General features: G+C 39.5%; 8 protein-coding genes. 2 read left to right on the top strand and 6 right to left on the bottom strand.

Annotation, left to right across the window (positions count from 1 at the left end; genetic code table 11):
- Positions 1 to 132 precede the first annotated feature (132 nt).
- Both ABVT42_RS04660 and ABVT42_RS04655 read right to left on the bottom strand, forming a co-directional pair.
- Entirely contained in the window at positions 133 to 774 is a 642-nt protein-coding gene (locus tag ABVT42_RS04660; protein WP_353873911.1) for an alpha/beta family hydrolase, read from the bottom strand.
- An 838-nt stretch (positions 775 to 1,612) separates the two neighbouring features.
- Positions 1,613 to 2,371, bottom strand: coding sequence for a glutamine amidotransferase-related protein (locus ABVT42_RS04655; protein ID WP_353873912.1), 759 nt, complete (start codon positions 2,369 to 2,371; stop codon positions 1,613 to 1,615).
- Positions 2,372 to 2,712: 341 nt separating this feature from the next.
- On the opposite strand from ABVT42_RS04655, the gene ABVT42_RS04650 reads away from it, so the two are divergent.
- The gene (locus tag ABVT42_RS04650; protein ID WP_353873913.1) at positions 2,713 to 3,525 is read left to right on the top strand and encodes a peptidylprolyl isomerase; all 813 of its coding nucleotides are present in this window, start codon (positions 2,713 to 2,715) and stop codon (positions 3,523 to 3,525) included.
- 11 nt (positions 3,526 to 3,536) lie between these two features.
- Here ABVT42_RS04650 and ABVT42_RS04645 read toward each other — a convergent pair whose 3' ends face one another.
- From ABVT42_RS04645 to ABVT42_RS04635, 3 genes are read right to left on the bottom strand one after another with little or no spacing between them, the layout of a single operon-like run.
- Complete coding sequence (locus ABVT42_RS04645; RefSeq protein WP_353873914.1) at positions 3,537 to 6,683, bottom strand: efflux RND transporter permease subunit; 3,147 nt, start codon at positions 6,681 to 6,683, stop codon at positions 3,537 to 3,539.
- A 10-nt stretch (positions 6,684 to 6,693) separates the two neighbouring features.
- Complete coding sequence (locus tag ABVT42_RS04640; RefSeq protein ID WP_353873916.1) at positions 6,694 to 9,861, bottom strand: efflux RND transporter permease subunit; 3,168 nt, start codon at positions 9,859 to 9,861, stop codon at positions 6,694 to 6,696.
- A 30-nt stretch (positions 9,862 to 9,891) separates the two neighbouring features.
- The gene (locus tag ABVT42_RS04635; protein ID WP_353873917.1) at positions 9,892 to 11,064 is read right to left on the bottom strand and encodes an efflux RND transporter periplasmic adaptor subunit; all 1,173 of its coding nucleotides are present in this window, start codon (positions 11,062 to 11,064) and stop codon (positions 9,892 to 9,894) included.
- Positions 11,065 to 11,617: 553 nt separating this feature from the next.
- On the opposite strand from ABVT42_RS04635, the gene ABVT42_RS04630 reads away from it, so the two are divergent.
- Entirely contained in the window at positions 11,618 to 13,045 is a 1,428-nt protein-coding gene (locus tag ABVT42_RS04630; protein ID WP_353873919.1) for a transporter substrate-binding domain-containing diguanylate cyclase, read from the top strand.
- 62 nt (positions 13,046 to 13,107) lie between these two features.
- Here ABVT42_RS04630 and ABVT42_RS04625 read toward each other — a convergent pair whose 3' ends face one another.
- On the bottom strand, positions 13,108 to 13,758 hold the full coding sequence (locus tag ABVT42_RS04625) for a DUF416 family protein (protein WP_353873920.1): 651 nt from the start codon (positions 13,756 to 13,758) through the stop codon (positions 13,108 to 13,110).
- Positions 13,759 to 14,047 lie beyond the last annotated feature (289 nt).

Below are 14,047 nucleotides of genomic sequence, written 5' to 3'. Positions count from 1 at the left end.
CAGTTGAATAACTCAGTGTGCAAAAACAGGAATAAATTAACAGATCGGACCGCTAATAGTAGATTATTCATTAATTATTGCAAATAGAAATAGACTATTTGATTGAATTTGGACACCTTTGCTGTGCAAATATTAGTCATCTAGAGTAAATATAAAATCTGCCACTTTATCGGCAGCTGTTTGCAAATTATCTGCGAGCGTTAAACCAGACTTTACCCGAGGCTTAAAGCTGTGATCACCGTCAGCTAAATACTCAACACAAACCTGTTTGCTCAATGCGTGACCTTCTATCTCATTAGGCTTACCCATACTATCACGTTCTCCTTGTAGAATTAATGTTGGAATACTAATGTGAGCTAAATGTTCTCCTCTAAATTTTTCTGGCTTATTCGCAGGATGAAAAGGAAAACCAAATGCGATTAGACCACTTATCTTAAATTCAAGTTTAAAATCAGGCGCAGACTCAGTCGCCAACAAACTGGCTACCCTTCCCCCCATAGATTTACCAGCCAATATTAATTTATCAGTAGGCAATAACCGTTGACTTTCTTTGAGCTGTTTGATTTGTTGATTAAAATCATCAATTAATCGTGGCATTCGATCAGGTGGACGTCGTTTACCATCAATTAATCGCTGACGCATATAGGGAAAATCAAATCGAAAGACCGTTAAATCTTTAGCGCTAATAAGTTGATCCATCTGTTGCATCCAATCTGAATCTTTGTTTGCTCCAGCCCCATGAGCCAATAGAATTTTAAATTCACTTTTAAACAAGTAGAAGTCACCCAATTTAAGTTAACAATAGGAAAATAACCAGTTTAAATTATTTAAAAAATTTAATCCAAATCAAATATTTCCCGCGCAATTAGCCAAAGTAATTATGAGTTTCTTATCGCTCTATACTTCAATTAAAAACCTGGTTTTGTATAATTACTTATTGACGTATTTTAATTGTGGATAATAACGGAAAAAATAGCCTTAATATATACTGGGTTATATGAGAATTTAAAATTGGATAAATTCGCTGAAGAACAACAGATAAAAACGTTACCTGTCAATATTGTTTATACACAAAAAACTACAGTTCGAAACATTTATAACTGAACGATAATAATCTTTTAGACCTTTTGTGTAAGGTTTATCAATCAGCCAACGCAATTGATATAACTTCAATGAATTGAGAAAAAGTATTTTACTCGTCATTTTTACCAAGCATTAGAAATTACTATTTTTAAGCAGCCAGCGTTTTAATCGTTAAAATTTAAGCAGATTAAGCAGATTAAGCAGATTAAGCAGAAAAAGTTTAAGTAGAAAAAATAGGCCGCCAAAAGGCGGCCTGAAACCCTAAGAACAATCGGGGATTTGTTGAATCAAAATTGAGTCAATACAAGTCGCTACCAACACGCTGTGTTGCATTGTTGTCTAAATTTCAGCGATTGCAAAGATGGTGCGAAGAATAAACGGGTGAGCAATATCAATCAATGCACAAAATACCATTTTTTGCCCGAATAAAAGATATTACATGTTTTATTTTTTAAAGTGAGAACAGTGACTGGTTTTTAATGCATGAAATTATTTTTTAATATATAGCCACATGAGAAACCCTAAAATTTTAATTGAGAAAATCTCGATGAATAAACTGATGTTTCTCGTTAACTTTCGGTAACAATGATAAAAAGCCATTAAAAACTTTATGGCTTAATGCCAGAGATCGATCAATTCGATAATGTGTTTCCTGCCAAATTGAATCAACTCGCGCTTTAGCTTTATCGAGTCCCAATTCTTTTAAATGTTGAGGTAACTTTAGCCAGCGTTGAATTAAGGATAAGTCAGTTTCAAGATGAAATTGAAATCCATAAACATTGTTTTTTAATTGAAAAGCCTGGTGAGCAATCTGTTCACCGGTAGCAAGTAACGTTGCATTTTTGGGTAAGTCGAATGTATAACCATGCCACTGAAAAATATTTTCACACTCATCAAAATGACCGAGCACCGGATCATTTTGTGCTGCCTGAGTTGGTGTAATAGGGTACCAGCCAATTTCTTTTTTAGGTGCCTGATAAACTTTCGCGCCAGCCGCAGCCGCAATGAGTTGTGCCCCCAAACAAATTCCCAAGACAGGAATATCTTGTTGCATTGCCTGTCGAATCACTCGCTGCTCGGTTACCAGATGTGGATACTCATCTTCTTGACCAATATTCATTGGGCCACCAAGAATAATAAGTGCATCGTAGCTACAAATATCCGGTTTAGCATTAGGTTCTCGGCCAAAATTCACGTATCGAATACGGTGCCTTTGTGAACGGATCAGTGGATCAAGTGTACCAAGAGGTTCATAAGGAACATGCTGAAAAACCATTATTTTTGCCAAAACTTAAACCTCTGCTCGACAGTTTTTGCTGAAACACCAACGAGACAATCACTTTTTGTTGCTCGATACATCAATAAACCAAAACCTAAATCGGTTAATCACTCACAAATTATGTTTTTAATTGAATAAACATGCATAAAATCACTAGTTTTATGCTTATTGCTTGAATAACCCATATTTTAGTCAGTTTATTAATATTTGACACAAATGAAAATAGCGCAAAGCAATATGTAAATAACTGTCAATCTTATTGGGATTTTTGCAACTGGCGCTTGTACAGCGGCAAACGGCTGGTTATGCTGCATGTCTCGTTTAATTTTTACTAATAATGACATTTCAAGATGAAGAACAACAAACTCAATAAAAATCAATCCCTTAAATCAACAATAAGGATGTCCGTCGCCGGTTTTTCCTTGGCCATTTGTAGCGGACTGGCGAATGCCACAATTGTCCAAATTGAAACCCCTTTGGGTAATTTTGAAGTCAATCTCTATGATGAGAAAACTCCTGAAACCGTCAATAATTTTCTTAATTATGTCAATTCAGGGGCTTACAACAATTCAATCATTCACCGTTCGGTTACTGATTTTGTCATTCAAGGCGGAGGATTCAGTTATCAAAACAGCTGGCCAGCACAAGCGATTACCACCAACGCCCCCGTTATCAATGAACCCGTCTATTCTAATGTCAAAGGCACTATTGCGATGGCAAAACGCTCTGGCGCGCCTAATAGTGCGACAAGTCAATGGTTTATTAATTTAGCCGATAATAGTAAAGGCAATGCACAACTAGATTCACAAAATGGCGGGTTTACTGTATTTGGCGAAGTTACTGGCGATGGGATGGCAATCATTGAGCAAATTGCGGCATTACCTACCTATAACTTTTCAGGTGCATTTAATAGTTTACCACTTCAAAACTATGGTGGTACCGGTAACCCTGATGAAACTCACCTTGTTATTAATCAAATAACGGTGATCGATGGGAATACCGATACCGCAGCAGGATTAAATCCTCCACTCAATACTTCGATTAATACTCCGACAACGCCAACAACACCTAAATCTTCGGGCGGCGGCGCTGCTGGTTTTGGATGGATACTTGCCATGCTAGGTGTTGCCTTATGGCGAAACCAGTTAAACACTCGAACTTAATGATAGCGATTTTACTTTTCACTATTTGTCTGAAAAGCCAGCTTTTGAGTTGGCTTTTTCATTTGTTTTGCTCCCCAGAGCAACAAACGCTTAATTAAGTCAAAACCATCTTCAATTAAACTAATTGTTGCCGGTAAAAATAATGTTGTTAGCAGTGTCGAAAATAACAACCCGCCCATAATGACATAAGCCATGGAATAATAATAAACTCCACCGAGTGATGGCTCTTGAATAACAATCGGAATAAGCCCTACCAGCGTTGTCAAAGCAGTCATAATAATCGGTCGAAGGCGCTCTTTACCACCTTGTAACATGGCTTGATGACGCGGCCAGCCTTCGCGTCGATATAAATTAATATGCTCAATCATAACAATCCCGTTGTTAACCACAATACCGAGCAGCAATAGCACGGCGATTGATGCGGGCTGGTCAAAATCAACGCCAAATAAAAATAAGGTCCAAAATGCCCCTGCAAGCGCAAAAGGTAAACTGATCATTAATGCCAGCGCTTGGCGCAATGACTCAAACAGGCCGGCCATCACAGCATATATTAATCCTAAAGCCAGTAACAGATTCAGCCAAAACTCCTGTTGACTTTCCTCTGCATCTCGCCATTGATTATCAAATTTCCAGGTATAGCCTTCCGGCAACGGCATCGTTTTTAAAATGTCAGTCACCGTTTTAAAATGTTCATTTCGCTTGCCCGTTTCAAACCTGGCTCCTATCCAAATACTGGAAATTTTATTTTGACGATTGATACGTTCTGGTCCCTTGCGAACTTCAAACTCAGATATACTTTCCAATAAAACAGTTGAACCATCACTTTTGATAACTGGCATATTTTTAATATCTTCAATCCGAGTATCTTGCTCATCACCAAGCAAGAGTCGCATATCAACTTCGCCATCCTCGGTTTGAAAACGAGAAAGTTTGCGTCCTCGAAAAGTCATTTCAACAACGCTGGCAGGCTGGTTTGAAGCGACGCCAAAATCATTCATTCGGTCGCGGTCTAGTTGCGCTTGCAGTTCGAGTCTACCGCCTTCTGCGGTGGAGTTAAAATCATATAATCCAGGCACATTTTCAATCATTAAAATGGCTTGCTCAGCCAGTTCGCTCAATACTTCTGAGTCGGGACCTTCAAGCGGGATTCCAATGCGTTTACCACTATTACGCTTCCAGAAAGGACCGTTATCTTGCACCGTTAACTTAACCCCCGCAATTTCTGGTAAAATTTTAGGCAGTTTTCGGCGCACCAGATTCATGTCTTCTTCATTTTGAAACCCTTGTTTCATGTAAAGTCGGGTAATACAACGACCTTCACTCCACCAGCTATAAATGGATTTAACATTTAACTCTTCTTTATAGGGCTCTAGCGCCTGCTCAACCTGAGTAATAATTTGTTCTTTTACGGTTAACGATGCTGCCTCGGTGACATCAACATTTATACCAACAAACATTTGAGTCGGTGCGGCATCAAAATTAAAATTAATCTGTTGAAAAGGATAAATGGTTGATACAAAAATTGCAGCGCCTGCAACCAAAGCGACCCAACGATGCTGTAGGGTAAATGTGAGCAAGCTCGAATATTTTTCCTGTAACGTGTCCATAATCGGCGATTTGACATTTTCTTTAGAATGCTTGAGCAGCTTGGTTGAAGCCAGCGGAATGAGTGTCTGACTAATGAATAAAGACGCCAACAAAGTAATACAAATCGTGATACCCAGTTCTCGCAAAATAATATTCATTTCGGTAGGTTTGGAAAAGATCATGGGTAAGAAGACAATAATTGAAGTCACCGTTGCAGTAATTACCGCGACCGAGACTTCTTTGGCACCAAGAATTGCAGCAACCCTGCCGCCGTAACCTTTCTTTTGAAAACGGTCAATATTTTCCATAATCACAACGGCATTATCGACCAGCATTCCCAATCCAACAATTAAACCCAGTAGCGAAATTGTATTGAGGGTTTTACCCTGTAACCAAATAACCCCACAGGCGACTATCAGGGAAAATGGAATACAGGCAACAGCAACAATCGTTGCCGTCACTTTGCGTAAAAATAAAAACAACACCAGACTTGCTAGGATTGCACCAAACTGCCCCGTTTGCTCTAAATCTCCCAATGTATTGCGTATTTCCTTGCCTTGATCCTGCCAGACCAGAAAATTAATCCCATCAAGTTCAGGATCACTTTGCATTTGTTCAATTTTTTGATAAACCGCATCGGCGATAGTTATCGTGTTAGCAGAAGATTCTTTAGCAATATTTAATCCGATCGCAAAATTACCATCCAAATGACGACCATATTCTAATGGCGGCTCTTCATAGGTTACTTCGGCCAAATCACTTAAACGTAAATTAACTGCCTCACTAGCTCCCGAGCTTGAAACGCCATTCGGCAATCGCTTAGAGGATGATATAGGTATATTTTTGAGCTGCTCCAGTGAAACCAATTCACCCATTGAACGAACAACAATTTTGCTTTGATCAGAGCGCAATATACCAAGCGCTGTATTTTGATTATTTTGTGCAATATCTTTCCAAATTTGGCGAGCATCAATGTTATGTCGTTTTAACTGTGCCAGATTAAGATTAATGCGTACTTCTCTCGGATTAACACCATCCAGAGTGACCACAGCCACACCTGGGATCCGCTCTAACGGCTTGACTATTTTGCGATCTAGCAGGTTATAGTTTTTACTCAGATCTCGCCCCGATGAAAGTCTCGCTTCCATAATCGTTTCTCCCGACTCTCGGGGATTCCAGTTTTGCGAAACAATAATTCTTTCCAAATCATCGGGCAATTCACTTGTTATACGGTCCAGTCGCTCATGGATTTCAGCCCTTGCCAGATCCATGTCAGTATCAAAACCAAACAATAGATTGACACGTCCACCACGATGGTCGCTATTTGACCACATATGAAGGACACCATTCATTGAAGAGAGAGCTTCTTCAACAGGCTTAACCAGCATTCGCTCAATCGCTTTGGGTGAAGCATTTTGATACTCCATCACCACATGCAGTGTTTTATTTTCAACTTCGGGCATAAATGCCAGTTCCAGGCGCAGCAGTGCAATAATGCCCAGTACCAAAATACTGGTAAGCACCATTAAGGTGCCAATGGGGCGTTTAACTGCAATTTCTGGTAATGTCATTATGTCCCCTTTATGCGCCTTTTACTATCTGGTTTAGATCGGTCTTTGTTTGTTCATGATGGCTTTCAATTTCTTCGGCATCAACCACTGATTGCTCAAGTTTTCGTAGTTCTTCATCAGTCACAACTTGCGAAGGCATAATCAGATAAGTTGCAGGTATGATCAATAAAGTTAACCCTGTAGCAACCAACAAACCAAATGAAACCACTACCGCTAATGGTGCGCGCAACTCAGCACCTTCACCAAAGCCTATCGCCATTGGCAACAAACCTAACACAGTAGTCAGAGTTGTCATCAGTATGGGACGCAAGCGAGACTTACTGGCTGCAATAATCGCGTCGAGTTTATCCATACCTGCGCGACGACACTGATTGATAGCATCGACTAAAACAATCGCATTATTGACGACAACACCCACTAAAAATACCGCGCCAATCATCGATATTACGCTAATAGCATAGCCTGTTGTATAAAGCCCCAGAATTACTCCAATTAGGGCCAAAGGAATGGTCAATAAAATAACAAATGGGTGTCCCATATGCTCAAATGTCGCAGCCATTACGATATAAACCAGAAAAACAGCCAATAAAACGGCAAATAGCAGGCTACCAAAAGACTCTTCCATTTCTTTATTTTGTCCACCAAATTCAAAGCTGATTTGCGCAGGCGGTGGATTATCTTGTATCAGTTGTGCCAGTTCCTGAGTAACCGATTGAAGACTCCGTCCCTTAAGACTGGCCGCTATGACAGCAACACGAGACTGCTGAATTCTATCAATCGCCGCGGGTCCCTGAGCAGACACAATTTGTGCAACGGCCTTCAGAGTTACCGGCTTACCGTCGACTTCGCCAATGATAATATTTTCCATATCATTGACGCTGTCTCTATCAATAACCCGGTTTCTCAAACGTATGTCTATCTGTCTGTCTGGCTGTTGAAAGCGAGAAACAATAGTGCCATTAATCCGCTGGTGTAAGGTTTCTGCCACTTGCTGAATCGTAAAACCCAGACGAGCCAGTTTTTCACGATCGAATTCTATTTTTAATTCGGGATTGCCTAATTCAAGCGAAGCTTGAATATCAACTAACCCCTCTACCTTTTCCAATTTTGGCATCAGACTTACTGTATATTCGCGCAAAACATCAATATCTTCGCCATAAAACAACATTTCCATCGGTGTTTTTAAACTAAAGAAGGAAGGTCGCCCAAATTGTACATCGGCTTGTGGTATCTGGCTGTAAGCAGCGCGCAAATCAGCAATCACCTGTTCTTCTAATCGACTATTGGCACGATCTTTAATCACAATATTAATTTGCGCCAAATTCTCATCCTTGGTTTTTAACGATAACCCTCCGCTAACATTTCGACTACCCACTGAAGAATAAATATTATCTACACCAGGATGTGCCAACGCGATTTTTTCCATTTGCAACATCACATCATTTGTTGTCGGTAAAGCTGTACCTTCAGGTAAACTGACATCAAAATAGAATTCCCCTTCACTCATTTGGGGAATCAATGAAGTGGGGATTTGCGGAACCAGTTGCCAAGATAAAAATAAAGCGATAAAACCACTCATCAAAGTCAGCCACTTAAAACGGAGTGATTGCTTTAAAACGCCTTCGTATAACCGTGAGAATCGGCCCAGAGAATTTTGCTGCTGCTTAACCTGCTGTACTTTTTGCGCTTTCTTTTTTAATTGAGATGCGTTGTTTTGCCCTAATGATGCCAACATTGGAATTAGCGTCAACGAAACAATTAATGAAGTAATCAAACTAAAAGTAACGGTTAACGCTTGATCTTTAAACAACTGTCCTGCAATACCCTCTACAAACACAATAGGAATAAAAACAGCAATAGTGGTCAGCACCGATGCTGTCACTGCACCACCAACCTCACTCGTACCTTCAATGGCAGCAGCAATAATCGGCAATCCTTTTTCACGCTGGCGATGAATGGATTCGAGTACCACGATAGCAGCATCAACCAGCATGCCAACACCAAGCGTTAAACCACCAAGAGACATAATATTCATTGATACATCGGAGCGATACATCAAGATAAATGTGGCAACCAGCGACAACGGAATGGCTGTGGCTACAATAGCTGTTAATCGAAAGTTACGTAAAAACAACCACAAGATACTTATTGCCAACAATCCGCCAATCATCAAGGACTGCTTAACTTCGCTAATAGACTGCTCGATAAATCGTGACTGATCAAACTGTAGAGATAATTTTGCTTTGGGCGGCAATTTACGTGTGAGTCGCGATAGTTGACTTTTAACTGCATTTGCCACTTCAACAGTATTAGCATCCCCTTCCTTATAAATCGATATCATCACGCCTTCAACCCCCTGAAACCGGGTGATTTCTTCGCGATCTTTGCTCGCCCAGGAAACTTCAGCAACTTCTCTCAGTTTTACCGCCGCAACGCCCGGAGGAGTGATTCTGAGTTCACGAATTTCTTGTAAACTATCATATTCATTAAGCGTTCGAACTAACAATTGTGTTTGCTCATTTTTCAATGAGCCCCCAGGCCGATTAATATTCGAATCACTTAAAAGTTGCGTCAATTGCTGCGGAGAAATACCCATAGCAGCAACTTTTCCCTGATTAATATCGACATGAATTTCTTCTTCTTCGCCGCCTTGGATTTTCGCCGATGCGACACCTTCAATACGCTCTAATGCTTCTTTAACTTCTCGTTCACCAAGCAAACGCAATTGAGTTAAGGGTAAATGGCCACTCAAGCTCAATTTTAATATAGGATCGAGTGAAGGATCGTAACGCAAAACGATTGGCGCTTCGGCTTCTAAGGGTAATTGCAAACGATCCAGTTTTTCACGGATATCCATTGCCAGATTCGACATTTGAGCATCCCAGCCAAACTCCAAAGTGACTTCAGAAATACCCGAGCGAGATACCGAATGAATTTGTTTTAATCCTTTTAATACACCAACAACTTCTTCTACCGGACGAGTCACCAACTGTTCTACTTCTGCAGGAGCCGCATTTGGAAAAGTGGTTTGCACCGTTAATGAAGGATAACTGAGTGAAGGTAACAGGTTTATCGGCAATCGGGAAAAACCAACCAAGCCAAAGGCTACCGCAGCCAGTGCAGCCATAAATACGGTAACGCGTCTTTTGACAGAAAACTCAACTAGCGAACGAATCATTCTTGGTCACTCTTAATTGGTGATGCTTGATCAATGCTGTTTGCCCGAGCGAGCAGCATCAGAATTAGAAGAATCAACAAGACTTTTCGAATTTTGCTGTTGATTTGCAAGGTCAGTTGCACCTTCGGCGCCAATAACTTTTAATAAATTACCCTCATTCAAACTCCGCTGCCCCTTAACAACAATTTTATCAGCTTGGGTAATTCCGCTAATAATTTCAGTTTGCTCACCAACGACATAACCAATTTCAACCTTCTTACGCACTGCTTTACTATTATCATTAACAAACACATAATGCTGGCCACGCTCTTCAATCAGCGCGACACTCGGCAACAACATCGCGTTAGCACGCTGATCAGTAATCATCGTAATTTCGGTAAAATCACCCGGTCTAACATTTGACGGATAGGCTTCTAATTTTACCGTAACTTTTATAGTTCCTGTTGCCGGATCGACAATTGGGCTGACCAAATCAATCACACCACTTAATGGCTCAGCAGAACTATCAACGCGTAGTTTTACCATTTGTCCGGCAGCGACTTTGCCGATTCGGTTGGCCGGTACATGCACCTTAACTAACAATGGATTAATCGCCATTATGCGAAAAAGTAAATCCCCCGCTGAAACATGTGCACCAAGATCAACTTCTCGCCATACAACCCGGCCCGCAAACGGCGATGCGATGCGCGTATAAGTCAGTGCCAGCTCGGCGAGCTGTAAATCGGTTTGTGCCGTTTGAAAAATATTATTAGCCTCTTCCCATTCTGCTGGAGAAAGCATGCCACTTTTTTTCATCTTATTGATACGCTTGAACTCTCGCTCGGCACTGGCAAGCTTTTGTTGGGCCTGCTGAACACGCAAGCGTTGATCATCATCTTCCAGTTGCAATAAAATCTCACCTGCACCAACATCATCACCTTCTTCTCTGAGAATCTTTCTAACAACACCATTCGAGCGCGCTTTAACCTGTGCATCGCTACTGGGTGTTAAAGTTGAGGTTGTCACATAATAGGATGCAGCATTGCCAATTTCAGCCTGCATAACTTCAACCGGAATCGGTTTGCTCACCTTTTTAGGAGCTTTTCCCTGTTGTTGAGCGTCTGGTTTGGCTGCTGAATTATCACTACAACCAGATAATCCGACCATTCCTGCTAATACTATCAGCCCAATTAAAGCCAAACGTTTATAAAAAGACACCATCATCAGCTAAAGTTCCTAAATGTTCTGTATTAGAATTATTTGGTAATTTATTATCGTTAAATGTCTACTGTAAGGCTGTTAAATTTACGATAATTTACAAATTATGAATGGTTAAGCCTAAAACAGCAAAATGTAATCCTATAACATGTTCAACTGAGATATATGAGAATAAGTGTAAAATTTTTTGTCAAAACCAATCTATCGTTTAAATCATGAATTAAGTTGCCAAAATTTCAACTTTGACAAATAAAACATAAGTTTCACAGCACTTCACCTAAATAAAACAATCGAGGCTGAATCTATTTAACTTGGCAAATGATTCATAAAATGGCAGCTTTTATATGGTATATACAATTTATGGCAACTTTTTCACGGATATTTGCAGATAAATTCGCTAATCTTACGCCGTCAATCTGTTTATTCGATCATATTATCAATAAAAGCTTGTACAAAAATCATTCGAACTATACACTGTCGCCCTTCTCCATAGCAGGGAGGTGAGAGAAACGAATAAGCGAAGTTAATCTTGTTTGGATCAATAATAAAAATTAAAACCATGGAAATAAATCTTAAAATCATTACTGTTTTAATCTCTTTCTTTATCTCTTCTTTAGCGGCAGCTAGTTCGCTCAAGCTTAGTGGAAATGAAATTAATTACATTCACCAAAACAATCTGCTTAAAGTTTGTGTTTCAAACAATAACAAACCCTTTGAGAGCACTGAAAATGGGAAACATGTCGGCATCACTGCTGACTTTGCATTTTTGATTGCACAGCAAACCGGATTCAATATTCAACTGGCAACAGCTAAAGAGTTTGTTCAACAAACATCGCCTAACAGCTTTCAGCAATGTGATTTATCATCAATCGCTAACTTTGACCGAGTCTTAAAGAACAATCCATTAGCAACCGTTCCTTACCTGGAATCACCACTGGTTTTTACCACGACGCAAGATAAATTGTTTATTAATTCAATTAATGAACTGTTTGGAAAAAGTATTGCGATTGTCAATAAGTTTGACTACGCCCAGCCGCTGATACTGCGGTATCCGAAAATTACCTGGATCGAAGTCGATGAAATCCACAGCGGTATAGAAAAAGTAGCTCAAAGGGAAATTTATGGATATATAGGTCCTTTAGCTTCAACAGGTCAGTTTTTACAGAACAACTATTATCACAATTTAAAAATAAATGGGGAATATAGAGATAACATTGCGTTAGCTTTTAAAGTCAAAAACAACCAACCCGTATTAAAGCAAATTATTAATAAAGCCATTAATAATATCGACAAAGAACAAAAACAAGCGATTAATCATGCCTGGATCAAGGTCAATTATGAACATCATGCCAATTACGAATTAATATTAATTATTATATTGGTAGGAAGCGCATTTTTCTTTGGGCTGCTTTATCGTCATATCACATTACGCCGCCATGCGAATGAACTGAAAAAAATATCCCAGACCGACAAATTAACCAATTTATTTAACCGGGTTAAAACCGATGAAGCCTTGATTTATCACTTAAACAGTTTTCGCCGCTATGGTGATATTTTTTCGATTATATTACTCGACATTGATGATTTTAAAATTATCAATGATCAATACGGCCACATGGTTGGCGACAAAGCCTTGATTGATGTTGCCAATGTACTCAGCGCAAACTGTCGAAACACTGATATTATCGGACGTTGGGGTGGCGAAGAATTTTTGATTATCTGTCCCCATACCAGTTGGCAAAAAACCATTCAAATGACGGAAAAATTGCGCGAAAATATCGAGCAGATAAAACTTGAAAACCCAACATCAAAACTACCAGACCACCAAATTACCGCCAGCTTTGGTGTAACTGAAGCCCAAATTGAAGATACTCACAACTCACTTATTGTCAGGGCCGATCAAGCTTTACTCGAAGCTAAACGCAAAGGTAAGAACCGTTATGTCTCGGTGCGTTCAGGGTTAAACTCAGAACTGATTACTGATTAGTTTATCTACCTTAAGATTCAATTTCATAAACAATATCCAGCAAAATCATTACAATAAATAGATTAATATTCGATAGCCAAGTTAGACAGACGCTGTTCAGTCACTAGCGTCTTAACTTCGTCGATTAGCGCTTTGTTTTCCTTACGCTGAATAATTAGCTCGTACAAATCCGTTTGCATTGACACTTCCCACTGATATAGTGGTTCGTCGGTTATAGTCGTCGGTACTTCTTGTATTTTTTCTTCTTGTATTTTTTCTTCTTGTGTTTTTTCTTCTACTGATTGCTCTTGTGGGTTAACTTCAGCCGTTATTTCGTCTACCGCTTCCAGTTGTAACATTTCTAGATACGCAGTTACCGTTGCAATTGAAAGCTGACTGAGCTCTGCTGCGCAATCAACTTCACGCTCAACAAAGCTTTGTAGCAACGTGGTTAGTCCACTGCAAGCATCAATTGCAGGAAATACCGCATAAACATCAAAATCCTCAGCACGAGGAATCACATTTTCCAGTTTATCTAATTGTAATGGCACATTAAACTTAACGGGTAGCCTGGCCAGCTTCTGCCAGACTAAATCCAATTGATTAACCAGTATTCCAGGCTCACCAAACTCACAGGCTTGCGCAAAATATAGATAATTTGGGAGCATTCGTTGTACTAAAGCGGCAGCAAAAAGCTGTTGTTGCCACTGATTCATTTGAGCAAAAGCAAACATAGTTTCTCAATAATTTATTTGACTGACAAAACGGTTATTTGACTGATAGCAATTGTTTAATCAGATAGACTTAATAACACACAGATAAACAAGGTTGTTTTATTCAATGTTTTAAGCAATTTATTAATCAAATACTCTTTAAAATATTAACTTATCGAAATAAAAAATGATCTAAGCAAAGAAGCATTTAAATTCAATTATCCAAATCATCAACAATTAACCAAAGAAATAACACTGCATTATAATCGCGAAGGATAAGCATAATCTTGGAGAAAAGCCAGCAGTGAAC

This window comes from Aliikangiella maris (assembly GCF_040719265.1).
GTDB lineage: Bacteria > Pseudomonadota > Gammaproteobacteria > Enterobacterales > Kangiellaceae > Aliikangiella > Aliikangiella maris.
Note: the sequence above shows the minus strand (reverse complement) of the source record. Positions and strands in the feature narration are given on the sequence as shown.